The organism is Methylobacterium guangdongense, from assembly GCF_038442355.1.
Classification (GTDB): domain Bacteria; phylum Pseudomonadota; class Alphaproteobacteria; order Rhizobiales; family Beijerinckiaceae; genus Methylobacterium; species Methylobacterium guangdongense.
Genome location: NZ_JBBXMX010000001.1, coordinates 379,270 through 396,678 on the forward strand (window position 1 = coordinate 379,270; position 17,409 = coordinate 396,678).

At 69.4% G+C, this 17,409-nt stretch carries 19 protein-coding genes, 1 tRNA gene and 1 riboswitch; of the genes, 10 read left to right on the forward strand and 10 right to left on the reverse strand.

Translation table 11 applies throughout. From position 1 onward, the window contains the following. From tolA to AAHG09_RS01865, 3 genes are all read left to right on the forward strand, one after another. Positions 1–999 carry a cell envelope integrity protein TolA gene (gene tolA / locus AAHG09_RS01855; protein ID WP_342104995.1) on the forward strand — a complete coding sequence of 333 codons (999 nt, stop codon included), beginning with the start codon at positions 1–3 and terminating at the stop codon, positions 997–999. 296 nt (positions 1,000–1,295) lie between these two features. Beyond that, positions 1,296–1,625, forward strand: a complete 330-nt coding sequence (locus AAHG09_RS01860; protein ID WP_342104998.1) for a hypothetical protein — start codon at positions 1,296–1,298, stop codon at positions 1,623–1,625. 6 nt (positions 1,626–1,631) lie between these two features. Further along, on the forward strand, positions 1,632–1,895 hold the full coding sequence (locus AAHG09_RS01865; protein ID WP_342105000.1) for a BrnA antitoxin family protein: 264 nt from the start codon (positions 1,632–1,634) through the stop codon (positions 1,893–1,895). A gap of 36 nt (positions 1,896–1,931) precedes the next feature. Here the strand turns inward: AAHG09_RS01865 and AAHG09_RS01870 are convergent, their stop codons facing one another. Genes AAHG09_RS01870 through AAHG09_RS01880 form a run of 3 tightly spaced genes read right to left on the reverse strand, consistent with a single transcriptional unit; the run spans position 1,932 to position 3,687 of the window. Next, positions 1,932–2,414, reverse strand: a complete 483-nt coding sequence (locus AAHG09_RS01870) for a YaiI/YqxD family protein (RefSeq protein ID WP_342105002.1) — start codon at positions 2,412–2,414, stop codon at positions 1,932–1,934. Beyond that, positions 2,411–2,614, reverse strand: a complete 204-nt coding sequence (locus tag AAHG09_RS01875; protein ID WP_342105004.1) for a hypothetical protein — start codon at positions 2,612–2,614, stop codon at positions 2,411–2,413. Before AAHG09_RS01875 ends, AAHG09_RS01870 begins: the two co-directional genes overlap by 4 nt. Further along, positions 2,614–3,687 carry an adenylate/guanylate cyclase domain-containing protein gene (locus AAHG09_RS01880; protein WP_342105007.1) on the reverse strand — a complete coding sequence of 358 codons (1,074 nt, stop codon included), beginning with the start codon at positions 3,685–3,687 and terminating at the stop codon, positions 2,614–2,616. Before AAHG09_RS01880 ends, AAHG09_RS01875 begins: the two co-directional genes overlap by 1 nt. Positions 3,688–3,948: 261 nt before the next feature. Here AAHG09_RS01880 and AAHG09_RS01885 point away from each other — a divergent pair, with 261 nt between their 5' ends. Next, a complete protein-coding gene (locus AAHG09_RS01885; protein ID WP_342105009.1) occupies positions 3,949–4,788 on the forward strand; it encodes an aldo/keto reductase in 840 nt (279 codons plus the stop codon). A 32-nt stretch (positions 4,789–4,820) separates the two neighbouring features. On the opposite strand, the gene AAHG09_RS01890 is transcribed toward AAHG09_RS01885, so the two are convergent. The 3 genes from AAHG09_RS01890 to AAHG09_RS01900 all read right to left on the reverse strand — a co-directional run bounded on the left by AAHG09_RS01890 (position 4,821) and on the right by AAHG09_RS01900 (position 9,387). Next, positions 4,821–6,344 (reverse strand): GGDEF domain-containing protein, encoded by a 1,524-nt coding sequence (locus AAHG09_RS01890; protein ID WP_342105011.1) that lies wholly within the window; start codon positions 6,342–6,344, stop codon positions 4,821–4,823. 269 nt (positions 6,345–6,613) lie between these two features. Continuing rightward, positions 6,614–8,788 (reverse strand): transglycosylase domain-containing protein, encoded by a 2,175-nt coding sequence (locus AAHG09_RS01895; RefSeq protein WP_342105013.1) that lies wholly within the window; start codon positions 8,786–8,788, stop codon positions 6,614–6,616. Between the two features lie 197 nt (positions 8,789–8,985). After that, complete coding sequence (locus tag AAHG09_RS01900) at positions 8,986–9,387, reverse strand: ATP-dependent helicase (protein ID WP_342105015.1); 402 nt, start codon at positions 9,385–9,387, stop codon at positions 8,986–8,988. A gap of 160 nt (positions 9,388–9,547) precedes the next feature. Between AAHG09_RS01900 and AAHG09_RS01905 the strand changes: the two genes are divergently transcribed. Both AAHG09_RS01905 and AAHG09_RS01910 read left to right on the forward strand, forming a co-directional pair. Next, positions 9,548–10,012, forward strand: a complete 465-nt coding sequence (locus tag AAHG09_RS01905; protein ID WP_342105018.1) for a hypothetical protein — start codon at positions 9,548–9,550, stop codon at positions 10,010–10,012. A gap of 114 nt (positions 10,013–10,126) precedes the next feature. Then, positions 10,127–10,372: a pilus assembly protein PilZ gene (locus AAHG09_RS01910; protein WP_342105020.1), complete on the forward strand. Its 246-nt coding sequence runs from the start codon at positions 10,127–10,129 to the stop codon at positions 10,370–10,372. A 9-nt stretch (positions 10,373–10,381) separates the two neighbouring features. On the opposite strand, the gene AAHG09_RS01915 is transcribed toward AAHG09_RS01910, so the two are convergent. From AAHG09_RS01915 to AAHG09_RS01925, 3 genes are all read right to left on the reverse strand, one after another. Then, positions 10,382–11,452, reverse strand: a complete 1,071-nt coding sequence (locus tag AAHG09_RS01915) for an acyltransferase family protein (protein ID WP_342105463.1) — start codon at positions 11,450–11,452, stop codon at positions 10,382–10,384. Between the two features lie 108 nt (positions 11,453–11,560). Then, the gene (locus tag AAHG09_RS01920; RefSeq protein WP_342105022.1) at positions 11,561–11,935 is read right to left on the reverse strand and encodes an HNH endonuclease family protein; all 375 of its coding nucleotides are present in this window, start codon (positions 11,933–11,935) and stop codon (positions 11,561–11,563) included. 23 nt (positions 11,936–11,958) lie between these two features. Continuing rightward, positions 11,959–12,786, reverse strand: a complete 828-nt coding sequence (locus AAHG09_RS01925; RefSeq protein WP_342105024.1) for an alpha/beta hydrolase — start codon at positions 12,784–12,786, stop codon at positions 11,959–11,961. 199 nt (positions 12,787–12,985) lie between these two features. On the opposite strand from AAHG09_RS01925, the gene AAHG09_RS01930 reads away from it, so the two are divergent. Together AAHG09_RS01930 and thiC are read left to right on the forward strand one after the other, a co-directional pair. After that, the gene (locus AAHG09_RS01930; RefSeq protein ID WP_342105464.1) at positions 12,986–13,333 is read left to right on the forward strand and encodes a barstar family protein; all 348 of its coding nucleotides are present in this window, start codon (positions 12,986–12,988) and stop codon (positions 13,331–13,333) included. A 263-nt stretch (positions 13,334–13,596) separates the two neighbouring features. After that, positions 13,597–13,702, forward strand: a riboswitch (TPP riboswitch). Positions 13,703–13,775: 73 nt separating this feature from the next. Further along, complete coding sequence (thiC, locus tag AAHG09_RS01935; RefSeq protein ID WP_342105026.1) at positions 13,776–15,662, forward strand: phosphomethylpyrimidine synthase ThiC; 1,887 nt, start codon at positions 13,776–13,778, stop codon at positions 15,660–15,662. 22 nt (positions 15,663–15,684) lie between these two features. On the opposite strand, the gene AAHG09_RS01940 is transcribed toward thiC, so the two are convergent. Continuing rightward, entirely contained in the window at positions 15,685–16,218 is a 534-nt protein-coding gene (locus AAHG09_RS01940) for a TY-Chap domain-containing protein (RefSeq protein WP_342105027.1), read from the reverse strand. A gap of 203 nt (positions 16,219–16,421) precedes the next feature. On the opposite strand from AAHG09_RS01940, the gene AAHG09_RS01945 reads away from it, so the two are divergent. Both AAHG09_RS01945 and AAHG09_RS01950 read left to right on the forward strand, forming a co-directional pair. After that, the gene (locus tag AAHG09_RS01945; protein ID WP_342105029.1) at positions 16,422–16,760 is read left to right on the forward strand and encodes a flagellar protein FlaG; all 339 of its coding nucleotides are present in this window, start codon (positions 16,422–16,424) and stop codon (positions 16,758–16,760) included. A gap of 180 nt (positions 16,761–16,940) precedes the next feature. Then, positions 16,941–17,015 (forward strand) — tRNA-Gly (locus AAHG09_RS01950). Positions 17,016–17,409: the final 394 nt, after the last annotated feature.

Consider the following 17,409-nt stretch of genomic DNA (forward strand, 5'->3'; position numbering starts at 1 on the left):
ATGAACACGTTCGTATCTACGGATGCGCCCGAGGGGTTCGGGCAACGCCGCCCATCCGGGCTGGTCGCCGCCTTCCTGGTCGCCCTGGCGCTGCACGCCCTCGTGCTGGTGGCCGCGATGTTCCTGCGGCTCGCCCCGCCGACGCCGCCCGGCGAGCAGCAGATCACGGTGGATCTGGCCCCGATCATGACCGATGCGCCCACGGAGGCGCCGTCCGAGCAGCAGATGAGCCAAGCCGCACCGCCGGAGGTGAAGCCCGTCGATCTGCCGCCGGATGAAGCCGTGCAGCCGCCGCCCCCGGCCGAGACCGCCGAAGCGAAGCCGGAGGAGACCCCGGTGGTCGAGCCGCCGCCCCAGGCGGAGGCGGTCGAGACGCCGAGCCAGGTGATCACCTCCACCGCGGAGACCGCCGAGCCGCTGACGCCGCCCCCCGCGGAGGTGGCCAAGACCGAGGAGCCGCCGAAGCCGGAGCCCGATCCCGCCAAGCTCAAGGCCGAGCGGGAGGCGAAGCTGCGCAAGATCCGCGAGGAGAAGATCCGCGAACAGAAGCGCGAAGAAGCACGGCAGGAACGCCTGGAAGAGATCCGGGAGGCGAAGGCGAAGGCCGCCCGTGAAGCCAAGGCTCGTCAGGCCAAGGCGCAGCAGGGCGCCGAGGCGCGCAACTCCGCCTCGGCCTCGCGCCAGAACGCATCGGGCCGCGCCGCGGCGGGCAGCGACCCGAGCGCCCTGCGGCAATGGACCGGGGCGATCAGCGCGGCGATCCATGGGCGGATGAACGCGAGCGCCGCCAACGGAACCAGCGGTGGCACCGCCGTCGTCCGCTTCACCGTCCTGCGCTCGGGCCAGGTCACGGCCGCGGGTCTCGCACGCTCCAGCGGGGTCGGCCCGATCGACAGCGCCGCGCTCTCAGCCGTCCGCGGCAGCCTGCCGGCGGCCCCCGCCGGCGTGACGCAGTCGAGCCTGTCCGTCTCGATCCCCCTCAACTTCCGAGTGAGATAAAATCGAGTCTCACAACGCATGGCCTATAGTGCCCGGGTCTGGACTAGTCTGAACTTCTGGTCATCCCCGCGAATATTGTGCGCTGGCGTACCTGACGAGCGTCGCGGATTCGCCATGGCCCCGACGAGCATGCTACAGCCATCCCTGAGAATGCGCCGGTGTGCCTCCAGCGACGGGACACGGGTGCGGTCAATCCGGCCTTGCCCTCCCCCCTCCAACAGGCCGGACCCGCCCAGTCGCCGTCCAGCGCAGGTTGCGATGGGCCGGATACGCTGAGCTGGGGCGAAAGGGATAGGATGAGCGACGAGACCGAGTTCGACCTCGACGAGGAGAATGCAACGCGCGACGCGGAAGCGGAAGCGAAGACGCGGGCCGAGAACCGCGCCGAACGCGCCGAACGCGCCGAGCGGATGGCTCGGGAAGGCGCTCAGGCGATGGCGGAGCATCACGCGGCGATCAAGGCCGTCGACGAGCGGACCGTGAAGTTGCGGGCCCTGCGGCTCGCCAAGGAGGCCGCGGACGCGCAGACCAAGGCGGCCGAGAAGGAAGCCAAGGCGGCCGCGAAGAGCGCCGGCAAGGGTGCCGCCAAGAAGGCCGCGCCGAAGAAGACTGCCGCAAAGGATTAGAGGCCGATGGCCGACGATCGCAATCGCCGCCGTTTCAGCGATCCGCGCGCGGCAGCTGAAGCTGCCTTCCGGGCCGCGACATCCCCCAAGCCCGCAGCGCCCCCCCAGCAGGCGGCCCCGAGACCGGCCGCGGCGCCCCCCGGCGCGCGCGAGGTGGTAAGCCTGCGGCTCGACAGCGCCGTGCTCGCCCATTTCCAGAAGGACGGGCCGGGCTGGCAGGACCGCATCAACGCGGCGTTGAAGGCGCTCGTCCCCGCCGATCAGGACTGACGGACGCCTCCGGATCCGTCCGGCATGGCCCGCGCCTCACGCGTCGCGCGGGCGCTCGCGCAGGATCCGGTTCACGGCACGGTCCAGCGCCGACAGGAAAGCCGACCGATCGGCGCGGGAGAACGGCTTCGGACCGCCGGTGATCGTCCCGGCCTCCCGCAGGGATTGCATCAGGTCGCGGGTCGCGAGCGCCATGCCGATCGAGGACTCGCTGAACGGCTTGCCGGTGAAGGCCAGCACCGTCGCGCCAACCTTCACGCACCGCGCGGCGAGCGGCACGTCGGCGGTGAGCACGATGCTGCCGGGCCCCGCCCGTTCGGCGATCCAGTCGTCCGCGGCGTCGAGGGCGGAGCCGACCACGACGCGCACGATCCAGGGTTCGCGCGGCAGGTTCAGGATGCTGTTGGCGACGACGTGGACGGTGAGCCCGTAGCGCGCCGCCACGCGGTAGGTCTCGTCCTTGACCGGGCAGGCATCGGCGTCGAGGTAGATCGGCGGTCCCGCCGGATCGGTCGTCATGGCCGCGGCACCAGCTTCGAGGTGAAGCCCGCCAGGATCAACAGCACCCCGAGGGCGAACTGCCAGTGCTCGATATCGCCGCCGACCGAGATCAGGACCGCGTGTCCGAAGACCAGCAGCCCGAGCAGCGGAAAGCCGAAGCGCAGCACCATCTTCGCGGTCATCTGGATGGTGGCCCGGGGCGTCTCGCTGCGGGCCATCAGCGGACGGCCGCGACGCGGCGCGGTTCGACGGCCGCGACCGGCCCCGCATCGGCGTGACCACGCTCCAGCGTGGCGACCGCGAGCGGGGCGCCGCGACCGCGCAACGCGTGAGCGCCGAGGGAGCGCGCGCGAATTCCGTCGGGCAGTCGCTTCAGCCGGTCCAGGAGGTCCTGTGAGATGAGGATGCCGACCCCGAGCGGACGGCACAGGGCCTCGATTCGCGACGTGACGTTCACGGCGTCGCCGAAATACGCGATCTTGTGCCGGTCGACGCCGACTTCGGCCGTCACCACCGAGCCGCCGTGCAGGGCCGCCCGGAGCCGCGGCACCGTGCCGAACCGGGACGTCCAGGCCGCCGCATCCGCCTCGATCCGGTCGAGCACGTCGAACAGGCAGGTCACGCAGCGCGCATCCTTGAGCCCCCGGGCCATCGGCCACGTGATGATGGCCAGATCGCCGACGTAATCGTCGACGGAGCCGCCGTTGCGGCGGACCGGCTCGGCCAGGGTCGCGAAGACCGCCCCGAGATATGCCTGGGCGCGCAGGTCACCATGCGCCTCCGCGAAGGCCGTCGAGCCGACCACGTCGAGGAACAGGAACACCCGTTCCTCCGCCACCGGCTTGTGGTAGCGGCCGATCATGAAGTTGACGAACACCTCGCCGCCGATCAGGTCGCGCATCCGGATCACGAAGACGAGGAGGCCGGATACCGCCAGCGCGTAGGCCAGCACCCGGGCGGTCATGCGCGTGGCCGAGGTGAGGTCGTCGGTCGTCAGCGCGAAGGTCCAGACCAGCAGGCCGCCGAGCGCATTTCCGGCCATGATCATCAGCACGTAGGCGAGCTCGGCCGCCACCACGTAGAGCCAGGCCGGGAACCGGCGGATCCGGGCCTGGAGGCCGGCCAGGATCAGGCCGCGGTCGAAGGCCAACACCGTGGCGCCCGTGCAGAGGCCGTAGGTGAAGCCGGCGAGGGGCGAGGCGCCGGCCGCGAAGATGATATTGTAGAGCAGCCCCGCGCCCGCAGCCGCCAGCAGGATCAGGACCCAGAACATGCGGTGAGCGGGCAGCATCGGCGCAACTCCAGCATGGCCAACCGAGCGGCCGCGCACCGGACCGGGTTTCACGGGTTCGACCCTATAGCGCGGGCGTGGCAGGCCCGCGCCCCATGACAGCAGGCATCGCCTAAAGTGCAGCGCCGCCGTCACGCGCCATCCCTTGCTCAACAATCCATGATGGCGCGAGTAAGGCGTGGAACGGCAGGGTCGCGATGGCGGCGTCTGTCGCCGGGTCCGGCGCCCCGAATGCGACGGAACAGGGAAGGGAACGACGCCATGCAGGCGAGGAGCTTCGGTGCAGCCCGCGTTCCGGTCTCGGTGATCGGACAGGGGACGTGGCACATCGACCGGTCGGACCGGGCCGACGCGGTCGCCGCTTTGCGCGCCGGCATCGATGCCGGCATGACCCATATCGACACGGCCGAGATGTACGGCGACGCGGAGGCGATCGTCGCCGAGGCGATCGCCGATTGCCGCGAGGAAATCTTCCTCGTGTCGAAGGTGGTGCCCGGCAACGCGACCCGCCGCGGCGTCGTGCGGGCCTGCGAGGATTCGCTGCGGCGGCTGCGGACCGACCGGCTCGACAGCTACCTGCTGCACTGGCCCGGCCAGCACCCCCTGGAGGAGACGATCGCGGGGTTCGAGGACCTGCGCCGGGCCGGAAAGATCCTGTCGTGGGGCGTCAGCAACTTCGACGTCGAGAATCTCGATCGGGCCCTCGCCATCGCCGGGCCCGACCGGATCGCCTGCAATCAGGTGCTCTACCATCTCAACGAGCGGGCGATCGAGCACGCCGTGCTGCCCTGGTGCGAGAAGCATGGCGTCGCCATGGTCGGCTATTCGCCGTTCGGCAGCGGCGATTTCCCCGATCCCGCCAGCGTCGGCGGCCGGGTCCTGGCGGGGATCGCAGAGGCGCACGGAACGACCCCGCATGCGGTCGCCCTCGCGTTCCTGACGCGCCTCACCGGAACCTTCACCATCCCGAAGACCGGGCGTCCGGCCCGCGCGGTGGAGAATGCCGGCGCGGCCGGCCTGCACCTCGGTTCGGCGGAGATCGCCATGATCGACGCGCATTTCCCGCGGGGTCCGCGCCCGCGGATGCTGCCGATGCTCTGACGATCCGGGGGCGATCCGGGGCGATCCGGCGCCTACGCCACGGCGGCCGGCAGGATCCGGGCCGCGGGGGGTGCCGTTCGAACCCGGTTGCGGCCGGCGGTCTTGGCCGCGTAGAGCGCCGCATCCGCCGACAGGAACAGCGTCTCGGGCGCCTCGCCGGACCTGGGATCGACGCCCGCGACGCCGATGCTGACGGTGGCGAGACCGCCGACCTCCGGCGCGTGCGCGATCTGGAGGTTGACCACGGCACGGCGAAGGCTCTCGGCGACAGCCCCCGCTGCCGCGGCGTCACGGTCGGGCAGCAGCGCGACGAACTCCTCACCGCCGATCCGGAAGCCGAGGCCGCCGGTCGGGAGGGTCCCGCGCAGGCAATCCGCGATCGCCCGGAGGACGTCGTCGCCGCGGCGATGTCCGAAACGGTCGTTGAACTGCTTGAAGTGGTCGGCATCGACGATCAGCAGCGACAGGGGCGTCCCGAAGCAGGCGGCCTGGGTCCAGGCCTCCGCGAAGTGCTCGTCGTAGCTCCGGCGGTTCGGCAGGCCGGTCAGGCCGTCCGTCCGGGCCAGCACGGTGAGCGCAGCGTTGGCCGCGCGCGTGCTCGCCGCGGCGGCCGCGTGTCGGCCGACCTCGCGTTTCACGAGGATCATGAAGCCGAAGCTCAGGATGTTGAGGCCCAGCATCAGCGCGGCGATGATCGCCGCCTTGAAGATCCAGTGGGCCCGGATGCTCTCGACGCTCGTCGCCACCGTCACGATCAGCGGGAGATCCTCGAGATTGGCGAAGCTGTACAGGCGCATCGCGCCGTCGAGATAGGATCGGCCGATGAACTCGCCGCGCTCGCTGGCCCGATAGGCGGCGTATCCGGGCCCGGCGCTGATGCTGCGGCCGAGGGCATCGCGCTTGGACGGCACGCGGATCAGCAGCGTCCCGTCCTGATGGAACACGTTGACGATCAGTCCGTCGTCGAAGCGCAGACGGTCGAAACGCGCGTGGAACTGACCGAGGTCGAGCGCGCCGGTGACGATCCCCGCGAAGGATCCATCCGGCAGCGCCACCGCCCGGGACATGCGGATGATCTGCCGCCCCGTCAGTAGCGAACGGCTCGGCCCCTTCAGGATCAGGCCCGAATCCGGTGCCGCGCGCAGGGCCTGGAATTCGGGCAGGCCGCTCAGATCCGACATCGGCAGCGTGCCGGGATCGCTCGTCGCGATGACGCGCCCCTCCCGATCCGTCACCGCGATGGAGCCGAGGCCCGCCCCGATGGCGGCGGCATTGAAGGCCGCCAAGCGTCTGAGTTCCGTGGCCAGGGCGGCCCCGTCCGTCCCGGCCGCCGCATGCGCAGCGGTGCGCAAGGACAGGTCGTAGGACCTGATGTTGTGCCCGACGCCCTCCTCGATCACCGAGAGAAGGGTCAGCGCGTTGCGCCGCGCGTTCTGCCAAGCGATGTCGCGCAGGTCGATGCAGAGATAGACGCCGAGCAGAGTCAGGCACAGGAGCAGAATCGCCCCCGCGACTTCGGTCAGGCGCGAGGCCGGGACCGCGAGATGCGCACGCAAGACTGCAATGGACGATCGCAGGACCATGGACAAAGCGGCGAGACGGCTGCGGTCGAACGCGCACGCGGTCGCCGGATCAGTGATCGACCCTAAGGTGGCACTCGATCGTTTTATGCAACGTTACCGTGAGGCCGCGGAAACGGTTAAACCGCCGCTGAAATCAGTCTATGGCGAAAAAGCGATGTTCGCGTTTCTGGTATCCCAGTCTCGATCGGGCGGCAGGCAGATCGGAGACCCCGTATTGCACGCGCGCCCGAGGCGATCGGCGCTCAGTCGCCGATCCCGAACAACTTCTCGATGAAGTTGCGATCGTCCTTCGGCGCCCGCCGGGCCGCCGCGGCCGCGCGCGGCACCGGAGCCTCCGGCGCGCCGAAGATCTGGCCGAGGACCCCGCCCGGCGCCTCCTGGCCGGCGCTCGCCACCGAGGCGGTCGTCTCCGGCGTTCGCCGCCAGCGGTTGATGTTGGGCAGCGGAACCGGGTTCTGACCCTTCAGCGCCTGGGTCATGTAGGTCTTCCAGACCTCCGCCGGCAGGTTGCCGCCCGTCACCTTCTTGGTCAGCTCGCCATCGTCGTTGCCGAGCCAGACCCCGGTCACGAGGCTGCCCGAATAGCCGATGAACCACGCGTCCCGGTAATCCTGGGTGGTCCCGGTCTTGCCGGCGAGGTCCCAGCCCGGGATGTCGGCCTTCTTGGCGGTGCCGCTGACGAAGGTCTCGTGCATCATGGCGTTCATCATGCCGTCGGCATCGGCGCTCATGACCCGGCCGAGGCCGCTCTCGGCGCGCTTGTAGAGAACCTTGCCGTCCTGTCCCTTCACGGCGGTGACCACGTAGGGGATGACGCCGGTGCCGCCATTGGCGAAGGCCCCGTAGGCGCCGACCATCTCCAGCAGCGTCACCTCGGAGGTGCCGAGGGCGATCGAGCCGTTGGCCTGGAGCGGCGAGGTGATGCCGAGGCGCTGCGCCGTCTGCACCACCGCCTTCGGGCCGACCTCCTGGCCGAGGCGCACCGCCACGGTGTTGAGGGAATGGGCGAGCGCCGTGCGCAGGGTGACCGGACCCTCGTAGCGGTGCGAATAGTTCTCCGGCGCCCAGGTGCCGATCCGGATCGGCGCGTCGTCGCGCACCGTGTCGGGGGTGGCGCCGTGCTCGACCGCGGTCAGGTACACGAACGGCTTGAACGAGGAGCCGGGCTGGCGCTTCGCCGTGGTGGCGCGGTTGAACTGGCTCTGCCCGTAGTCGCGCCCGCCGATCAGCGCGCGGATCGCCCCGTCGGGCCGCATCGACACCAGCGCGCCCTGGCCGACGTTGAAGCGGGCGCCCTTGGCGTTCAGCTCCTCGGTGAGCGTCCGCTCGGCGGTAGCCTGGAGGCCGGTATCCACCGTGGTCTGGACGGTGATGTCGGTGTCGAACTTGCCGACGTAATCGTCGAGCACGTCCATCACGAGGTCGGCGACGTAGTTGGCCGAGCCGCCGCCCCGGGCATTGGCGGGCCTGGCCGGCTGGGCGAGCGCCACCTTCACGTCCTGGGCAGAGGCGAAGCCGAGTTCCTGCATGGCGGCCAGTACCTGGGCGGCGCGGGCTTGCGCGGCCGGCAGGTTGCGGTTCGGGGCGAGACGCGAGGGCGCCTGGACGAGGCCGCCGAGCATCGCGGCCTGGGCGAGCGACACCTCCTTGGCGGGCTTGCCGAAATAGCGCTGCGCCGCCGCCTCGACGCCGTAGGCGCCGGCGCCGAAATAGACGCGGTTCAGGTAGAGTTCGAGGATCTCGTCCTTCGTATATTTGTGCTCCAGCCAGAGGGCGAGGATCGCCTCCTGGATTTTTCGCGATGCGGAGCGCTCAGGCGTCAGGAACAGGTTCTTGGCGAGCTGCTGGGTCAGCGTCGAGCCGCCCTGCGCGACGCCGCGCCGGGTCAGGTTCTGGCCGACGGCCCGCAGGATGCCGACCGGATCGACCCCGAAATGCTGGTAGAAGCGCCGGTCCTCGATCGCCACGAAGGCCCGGGGCAGGTAGGGCGGCAATTCCTTGATGGAGACCACCCGGCCGCCGGTCTCGCCGCGGTTGGCCAGCAGCGTGCCGTCGCTCGCCAGGATCGCGATGTTGGGCGGGCGCTTCGGCACCGCGAGTTGGTCGATCGGCGGAAGCTGCGACGCATGGTAGGCGATGAGCCCGGCAAGCCCGATGACGGCCCAGAGGCCGAGCACCACCGTGCCGTAGACGATACGGCCGAGCCATGACCGCCGCCGCCGCTTCCGGCCCGCACCCGTCGGACGTGCCGGCGTCTTCGCCGGCTTGCGTGACGGTCCACCCGCTCGATTCGCCACGCGTTCTCCTGATCCGGGCCGGTCCTCACGGGACAGGCGCAGATCGAGATCGCCGCGATCCCGCGCGCGCCCTTCCGGCACGTCGAAATTCGGCTCGATCCTGCCCCGACCTTTGGCCATGCATCCCGTCTTCGATTGATCCGGACCGGCGCGCCCATCGCGGGCGACGCCGCACCGTTGTCGCGCGCGCCATGCTGCGGCTTCGGCCCCGGTATTAAATACGACAGGGGCAGCCGCGCGCCCGCCTTGTCGAATCCGTTTGTGACCGCATCGGGGTGATGCTGGACGAGAAGGCTCGCCAATCCGTTAAGGCCGCATCAACCTCTCGGCGCCGCGTCCGCAGGCGTCGCGTCCGAAGGTGCCGCCACGCCCATCACCCGCCGCGCCTCGGCGAGCAAGACGGGGTGACGGGCCGATTGCGGACCGGCATCCGGCGTCTCCCGGCCGAGGCGGGCGACGCGCGACAGGAACAGCCGGCGGCGCAGGCCGAAGCGGCGCAGGCTCATCAGCAGCGCCTGAAGCACCAGACGAACCGCCTCCGTCCGCTCCCGCTCCAGGACGATCTCGGCCTTGAGAACCTCCTCGCGCCGGAGCGCGGCTTCGAGTTCGCCGCGCACGGCCGCCCGGGTCGCCTCGTCCCGGCGCGCGGCCTCCAGTTCGATCCGGCATTCCTGCAGGGCGCTGAGCAGCAGAAGCTCGTGCGCGGACGCATCCCTCACTCAGGTCCTCCCGATCCATCGCGCTCCGGCAGCAACCGGTGCGACCCGTCCTCACGCGATCGATATCGTGCGCCGACGCCATAACGAGCGCGGCCGCTGGCCGGAAGCCGCCATCCGGATTAATCGGCCGTGGCATCACGCATCACGGGGATTCGGGGACGTGAGAATTCGGATTGTCTCGGCCGTCACGGCCGGCTCGCTGGGGTTGAGCCTCGTGGCGCTCACCGCGGCCCAGGCCTACCAGCTCGATACGGTGAACCTGATCGCCTGCGCTCAGGAGGGGGGTGTCTGCCGGATGCCCTATCCCACCAACGTCTATTTCGGTGTCCCCGGCCGGACCAACGGCCGGCCGTTCCCGCAGGGTGGCGTGATCGCCTGCAACGCACAGACCTTCGGCGATCCGGCCCCGGGCCAGCCGAAGAGCTGCCGGTACGCCCCGCGCATCAATGCCGGCGGATCGAACGACCGTTACCGGGACGATGGCTATAACCGCCGCCGCGACGATGACCGCGACGACCGTGGCTACGACCGCGACTATGACCGCCCGCCGGTACGTCGCCCTTACGACGACGATTACGATCGGCCAGCACCGCGGCGCTACAGAGATTACCGGGACGATTACTGATCTCCGTCAGAATGCGGCGCGCGCCGTCCGTATTCAGCCTGTTAACGACCGTTCGTCATGGTCCCGGGCAGCAAAGCCCGGGGCTGCGGGCGCATGCGATCGAAGGAGAGGCTCATGACGGAGGACCGCCGCGGCACGTTCCGCAGGAACGCCTTCACGTTCGGCGCCCTGCTCCTGCCGCGTGGCGAGGTCGGCTGCCTGGTCTGGGACGCGACCGAGACGGGCGCCCAGATCGAGGTCGAGGACGGCGAAGCGGTGCCGGATCGGTTCCCACTCCGGCTCACGGCGGACGGTGATCCGCGGGAGGCCACCGTCGCGTGGCGGCAAAGCCGGCGGATCGGCATCGCCTTCGAAGCTTGAGCCGTCCCGTCAGGTCGCCGGCAGGGCCGAGCGGGCCGGCATCCGGGCCGGCGCGAGGTGGAAGCGCGCGGGCCGGACGAACAGAACGTCCAGCGGCGTGCCGCGGACGAGCCGCTCCAGGGCGAGCGGCAGCAGCACCGCCACGACCATGACGATCAGGCTCACGGCGCCGATGTCGGAGATGATCCCGGTTCGGACGAGGATCTCGCGCGCCGCCGCCATCGGCAGGGAGAACGCGAGGTAGATGACGATCGAGCGCCGGCCGCAGGTGCGGATGGCTTCGGCGACCGGGCCGCCGGCCCGGCCGATCAGGGCGGCCGCCACCACGATCGCGAGCGCGCCGGCTGCGCCCAGGGCGAGGCTCACCAGCGGCAGGCTTGCCAGGGTCGGATGGACGGGACCGCTGCCGGGCGTCAGGGCCAGCCACCCCTCGACGGCGGCCCAGAGGGCGAGGCCGCCGAGCGCCGGCCCGACATGCCTCCGGGCCGCGTCCGCCAGGGCGAAGATCCGGTCGGCGAACAGATATCCGGCCACGAAGTAGACGTAGCGGGCACAGAACTCCTCGACGAGGGTCGAGTCGCTGCGGAGGTCGGCGATCTGCAGAAGCGCGGCTGCGGCCAGCAGCACGCCGCCGGGCACGCGGCGCAGCAGCTTCGTCACCACCGAGAACACCGCCAGCAGGTAGATGAACCACAGGCTGGAATAGGGCTCGATCAGGCTATGCGCGAGGTGCGCCGCGAAAGCGGCCGGGCCGCCATCGCCGACGATCTTCCCGTATTTCGCGGCCGACTGGATCACCAGCCACAGCAGATAGAAGTAGGCGAAGTGGACGACGCGCCGGTCGGAGAACAGGCGCCAATCGCGGTCGATGACCCGTCCCATGAACAGGCCCGACAGCAGGAAGAAGTCCGGGATCCGGAACGGCTTCGCGAAGGCGACCACCGGGTGGAGAAAGCCTTCGCCCCCCATGGCGTCGCCCGTGCCCGTCACGGAATGCATCATCACGACGAGGAGAATGCAGATCCCCTTGGCGATATCGACCCAGGCCAGTCGATCCCGTGCGTCCCCTGCCCCAGCCATCATCGCATCCCCGATACTGCGATGATCCTGGACCCGGTTTGGTTGATGGCAAGATTCGACCGGCGGTCGATTTGTTGCCGTGGCCAATACTTGGTAAAGATTGGCCGCTCAGGTCTTGCGTCGGGACGTGCGCCGGTCGCGGGTCATGCGCGTCGCGGCGTGGAAGTCGTCGGGCTTGCCGCGGACCCAGGCGAGAAACCGGGCGATCTCCGGATCGGTCCGCAGCGCCTCCACGTCGGCGAGCCGCTTGGCAATCTCGGCCTCGCTGTAGCGGGCGTGGATGGCCGAGTGGCAGATCTGGTGGAGCCGCACGGTGCCGCGATGGGTGCCGCCCTTCAGCTTCGGCGTCAGGTGATGGAGGCTGGACCGGGCACGGGGCGGGATCGGCCGCTCGCAGAGCGGGCAGACCGGATCGACCCGGGGCGCGACCCCCGGCTGATCGGGATCATCGGCGCTCCAGCGCCGGGACCGCCGTCCGACCACCCACGACCTCCCTCATCCGCCGGTTATTCCACCGTCCCGGTCACCGCACACTTTCCGACGACGCGCGCCCCGAACAGCGCCTGCGCCTCGCGGTCCTGGAGGCCCAGGATCGAGACATGGTCGCCCGGCACCAGCTCGATCCGCGCCCGGGGCCCGGCCGCGGCGGCGAGCGCCAGGGCGAGCTTGGCCGGAACCACCGGATCGTCGCGGCCCTGGACGATCAGCACCGGCGCCATCCCGGTGCGGATGCGCAGATCCGAGCGGTAGGTGTCGCGCAGGAGCCAGGACGGTGCCAGCGGGGCATGCAGCCGCACCGTGTGGGTCATCGAGTCGAACGGCGCCTCCAGGTAGAGCCCGATTGCCGCGGAGCGCTCGGCGACCGCGACCGCAACGGCGGCCCCGAGGGAATGGCCGTGCAGCAGGATCGGCGCCCCCGGCGCCCGGGCCAGGGCTTCCGCCCAAGCTGCAAGACCATCTCGGATCAGGCCGTCCTCGCTCGGACGTCCGGTCGAACCCGGATAGCCGCGATAGGCCGGGGCCAGAACGCCCCAGCCGGCCGCGAACCATGGATTGGCTGAAAAGCGCGCCGCGTGCGGCTCCGGGCGGGAGCCGTTGCCGTGGAAGGTGATCACGATGCCGCAACCCGGCCGTGGCGCCCGCCAGAGGGCGTGGAGCGTTTCGCCATCCGCGGTGGCGATCGTGATCCGCTCGACCCCCGGTGGCACCACCGCCGGCGGCGATGGCCGATAGGCACCCGGATACAGGAAGCGGCGCTGCCCCAGGGCGAGCGCGACGAGCGCCAGCCCGTAGAGGAGGAGCCCCGCAAGCACGAGACCGATGAGAAGGCGCATTCGGATCGGCGAGAGCAAGTGGTGGGCGCAGATACATATCCCGGGGGTCATTACCGAGTCGGCTTGACCATGCGAAGGACCGCACAGAGTGGATCTGCGCCTCTCCGACCCAGAATAAGTTCCTCGCTTGACGGATGCCGCCGCCCGGTCGACGCGCGACCTCTTGCCGACTCAATCCGAGCTCCGTATCGCCTTTTCAATGAACACCGTTGTCGTGCAGATTCCCGTCCAATCGATTTCGGATTGGTCTTCCTTTCACACAGTATTCTCTGACCTGTTCGGATTTCCCGACGACTACGATCCGAATATGAATGCGTGGATCCATTGCATGTCATATGCAGACGACCAGCAGTCAGGCACGATGACCCGTACGGTGCAACCCGGCGAACTCCTCACCCTTCAGGTCGACGATGCCTCCAATTTCGCGGTTCGGTGCCCCGAGCAGTACAGGGCGCTGGTGAATTGCACTGCCTTCGTGAACTATCGACGGGTTGAGAGAGGAAGCCGACCAGTAGTGTCTCTTTTAGTATCTGGCATCTTTCTATAGAGACTAGATTTCCGAGCCGGAAACGAGACTACATTGCCGATTCGGCGAGTAGCCGCTTTCGAGAAGCGCCGACAAAGATCTGTCGACCGACCTGGGGTGCAGGCAGCCCCTCCTGGAGCCAGGTTGCGGAATCTGGTCCTAGATCCAGATCCGTCGGTCATGCCGTTCGGGGCCCGCTTCGAACGCCACCAGACCTTCGTGCGTGGATGTCGTTCGGTGTCGTCCCGCAGCATTGACAAAGCCGGCAGCAACCGTGAGTCTTGAATCGTTCCGAGGGGGGCCCCGCAGGGGGCTGAGATTGGGCATACGGCCCTGACCCTTGAACCTGATCCGGCTCATACCGGCGGAGGGACGGGAACCTGCGGTCGCGCGCCTCGCGGCCGGCTCTCTCATCTCACCCATCGCGTGGACCGGACCGCTCCAGGACGAGGAGAGGCCCACGATGAACGTACCCGTTCGCCCCAAGGACGTGACAGGCAACCCCGAGGCCGTGACCACCGGTCCGGTCACCGGATCGCGCAAGGTCTATGCGAGCCCGGCCGGACGGCCGGACATCCGCGTGCCCTACCGCGAGATCGCCCTCTCCGACCCGAAGGAGGCGCCGGTGCGGGTCTACGACCCGTCGGGCCCCTACACCGAGACCGACGCGCGCATCGACCTCAACGCCGGCCTGACCGGCGTGCGCGAGCCCTGGATCGCGGCCCGCGGCTATACGGCGGTCGAGCCCCGGGCGGTGAAGCCCGAGGATAACGGTTTCGCCGGCGACAAGCTCGTGGCCCCCTGCCCCGCCGAGCGGACCATCCGCAAGGCGGCGCCCGGCCAGATGGTCACGCAGTACGAGTTCGCCCGGGCCGGGATCATCACCGAGGAGATGATCTACGTCGCCCACCGCGAGAACGCCTGCCGCGAGCAGATGCTGGAGGGCGCCGAGGCCGCCCTCGCCGACGGCCAGAGCTTCGGCGCCGCGGTGCCGCCCTTCATCACCCCCGAATTCGTCCGCGACGAGATCGCCCGCGGCCGGGCGATCATCCCGGCCAACATCAACCACACCGAGCTGGAGCCGATGGCGATCGGCCGGAACTTCCTGGTCAAGATCAACGCCAATATCGGCAACTCGGCCGTGACGTCGTCTGCCGCCGAAGAGGTCGAGAAGCTGGTCTGGTCGATCCGCTGGGGCGCCGATACGGTCATGGACCTGTCGACCGGGCGCAACATCCACAACATCCGCTCGTGGATCATCCGCAACAGCCCGGTCCCGATCGGCACGGTGCCGATCTACCAAGCGCTGGAGAAGGTCGGCGGCGACCCGCTCAAGCTCGACTGGGAGGTGTTCAAGGACACGCTGATCGAGCAGGCCGAGCAGGGGATCGACTACTTCACGATCCATGCCGGCGTGCGGCTGGCCCACGTGCCGCTGACCGCCCGGCGCGTCACCGGCATCGTCTCGCGCGGCGGCTCGATCATGGCGCGCTGGTGCCTCGCCGGGCACCGGGAATCGTTCCTCTACGAGCGGTTCGACGAGATCTGCGACATCATGCGGGCCTACGACGTGTCGTTCTCCCTGGGCGACGGCCTGCGCCCCGGCTCGATCGCCGACGCCAACGACGCCGCCCAGTTCGGCGAGCTGGAGACGCTGGGCGAGCTGACCAAGGTCGCCTGGGACAAGGGCTGCCAGGTGATGATCGAGGGCCCCGGCCACGTGCCGATGCACAAGATCAAGGTCAACATGGAGAAGCAGCTGAAGGAGTGCGGCGAGGCGCCGTTCTACACCCTCGGCCCGCTGACCACCGACATTGCCCCCGGCTACGACCACATCACCTCGGGCATCGGCGCCGCGATGATCGGCTGGTTCGGCACCGCGATGCTCTGCTACGTCACCCCGAAGGAGCATCTGGGGCTCCCCGACCGGGACGACGTGAAGACCGGCGTCATCACCTACAAGATCGCCGCCCACGCCGCCGACCTCGCCAAGGGCCACCCCGCCGCGCAGCTGCGCGACGACGCGCTGAGCCGCGCCCGGTTCGACTTCCGCTGGGAGGACCAGTTCAATCTGGGCCTCGATCCGGATACCGCCCGGCGCTTCCACGACGAGACCCTGCCGAAGGACGCCCACAAGGTCGCGCATTTCTGCTCGATGTGCGGGCCGAAGTTCTGCTCGATGAAGATCACGCAGGATCTGCGCGCCGAGGTGCTGGCGATGGAGGAGGCCGGCGAGGTCGTGGGCGCGGCGCCCGCGATGTCGAAGGCCGAGGCCGAGGCCGGCATGAAGGCGAAGTCGCAGGAATTCCTGGCCGAGGGCGGGAAGCTCTACGTCGACGCCGCCGAGTGAGATGACGGCACGCCCGATCCGTTCAGGATTCGGGCGTGCCGCAGGCGGTCACCGGATCGTCGCCGGGCGGGACCCGAACGTCGATCGCCGATCCCGGGCGGGCGCCGTAGCCGTCATGCAGCGCCGCCAGCATCAGGTCCGCCGCGATTCTGACATCCGGCGGATCTCCAAGCTCGACCTCCCGGGCGAAATTGACGTGCGGGTTGGCCTGGGCGTAGCCCAGCGCCTGCAGGGCCGCCCGGGCGGATGGCTCCAGATGCAACCGGCCCTGGCCGGTCGGGCCGTAAGCACCGGATGAGGCTTCGCACAGCATCCGCGTGTCGCGATCGTGGAAGAGGCACTGAACGTAGCGCTGCGGCTCGCCGCGCAGGGCGATGACGATGAATCGGTCGCGGGCGTTTTCGACCGGGCCACGGCGATGGATCCCATCCAGGCGCGCCGCCAGCGCACACCGGTACCGCGCGATGAAGCGGCTCCGGCTCGCCGCAGTGCCGCCATCGGCGGCGGCCGCGACCGGCACCGTCATGATCATCAGGACCGCGCAGAACTGGCGCATCCGGCGTTTCCGTCCGATCGCGGGCGCCGAGACTCGGTGCCGCACGCGCGAGGACAGCACGCATTCGTGTCGACACGGTAACGGAATCTTCAGCGCATGCCGGATCGCCGCTCGGCCTCCGGTGGACGGAGGCCCAACGTTAAGGAACGGTTAGGCGGCGTATCGGCTCAATCCCTCGATCACAGGATCGCAGGAGATCAGCCATGGAGATCCGCCCGCTGGCGGGGGCCCCGCCGGGACCGCAGGGCCTGGACGCCCTCGGCGCCACAGCCGCTCCGGCCGAGACGCAACAGCCGTCCGACGCCGCCACGCGTTCCACGACGCTCGAGCCGGCGGTGAAGCTCGATATCGGCACGCCGAACGGCAAAGCCCGCTACATCCAGGATCTCGATACGAGCACCATCGTCTTTCAGGTCGTCGATAAGTCCTCCGGCACCGTGATCGATCAATTGCCCAGCGAGACGGCCCTCCGAAACCGTGCCTACGATTCGGCCCGCGAGTCCCACCGATCGCAGACAGGCAGCGTGTCGCGCATCGCCTGATTGGGTCGGTGACGGCAGGGTCCGGCGGAGTCGCGCCCGTCCGGATTGCCCGGCGGGGAACCGCGGATGATCCGTTTGACGCCGCCGCGGTCAGGCTGCTAGATCATGGCCGCGCATGTTGGCTCTGGTTTGAGGCCGAGCGGGTGAACCGCTTTGCCGAATCGGACGCTCCTCATGTCGGCGGGCGTAGTTCAGTGGTAGAACGTCAGCTTCCCAAGCTGAATGTCGTCGGTTCGATCCCGATCGCCCGCTCCAACTCACGCGCAAGGGCGTCAGCCTTTCTGACAGCCGTCCGCTGGATCCTCGAGGCAGTCCCCGACACTTGGTCAGGCTCCGTTCACGGCGGCCCGATAGGCGGGGTTCAACCCGGCCCGGCCCGCGACTTTCCGACCCGCTCCGCGTGCATAGCGCCGCGTAATCGCAACCTGAGCGTGAGCGTCCGCGGAATCGTAGATCTGATGAGCCCTTCGTCTCAAGAAGAGGGTTCCAAAGACATATTGGAATCAAACCTCCCCCCCCCCCGATCTTCGCGCCGAAACGGCGTGACTGGCTGAGACGCATGGGCGGTCCCGCCGGCGCATCCGCCGCAAACCTTGTGCATATGCTGGAAACTTCGCTTCGGGCTGGCTCGTGAACGTCAGGCCGTGCA

Coding starts and splice junctions, on each gene's coding strand:
- tolA (WP_342104995.1), top strand. CDS start 1: ATGAACACGTTCGTATCTACGGATGCGCCCGAGGGGTTCGGGCAACGC.
- AAHG09_RS01860 (WP_342104998.1), top strand. CDS start 1,296: ATGAGCGACGAGACCGAGTTCGACCTCGACGAGGAGAATGCAACGCGC.
- AAHG09_RS01865 (WP_342105000.1), top strand. CDS start 1,632: ATGGCCGACGATCGCAATCGCCGCCGTTTCAGCGATCCGCGCGCGGCA.
- AAHG09_RS01870 (WP_342105002.1), bottom strand. CDS start 2,414: ATGACGACCGATCCGGCGGGACCGCCGATCTACCTCGACGCCGATGCC.
- AAHG09_RS01875 (WP_342105004.1), bottom strand. CDS start 2,614: ATGGCCCGCAGCGAGACGCCCCGGGCCACCATCCAGATGACCGCGAAG.
- AAHG09_RS01880 (WP_342105007.1), bottom strand. CDS start 3,687: ATGCTGCCCGCTCACCGCATGTTCTGGGTCCTGATCCTGCTGGCGGCT.
- AAHG09_RS01885 (WP_342105009.1), top strand. CDS start 3,949: ATGCAGGCGAGGAGCTTCGGTGCAGCCCGCGTTCCGGTCTCGGTGATC.
- AAHG09_RS01895 (WP_342105013.1), bottom strand. CDS start 8,788: ATGGCCAAAGGTCGGGGCAGGATCGAGCCGAATTTCGACGTGCCGGAA.
- AAHG09_RS01910 (WP_342105020.1), top strand. CDS start 10,127: ATGACGGAGGACCGCCGCGGCACGTTCCGCAGGAACGCCTTCACGTTC.
- AAHG09_RS01915 (WP_342105463.1), bottom strand. CDS start 11,452: ATGGCTGGGGCAGGGGACGCACGGGATCGACTGGCCTGGGTCGATATC.
- AAHG09_RS01925 (WP_342105024.1), bottom strand. CDS start 12,786: ATGCGCCTTCTCATCGGTCTCGTGCTTGCGGGGCTCCTCCTCTACGGG.
- AAHG09_RS01930 (WP_342105464.1), top strand. CDS start 12,986: ATGAACACCGTTGTCGTGCAGATTCCCGTCCAATCGATTTCGGATTGG.
- thiC (WP_342105026.1), top strand. CDS start 13,776: ATGAACGTACCCGTTCGCCCCAAGGACGTGACAGGCAACCCCGAGGCC.
- AAHG09_RS01940 (WP_342105027.1), bottom strand. CDS start 16,218: ATGCGCCAGTTCTGCGCGGTCCTGATGATCATGACGGTGCCGGTCGCG.
- AAHG09_RS01945 (WP_342105029.1), top strand. CDS start 16,422: ATGGAGATCCGCCCGCTGGCGGGGGCCCCGCCGGGACCGCAGGGCCTG.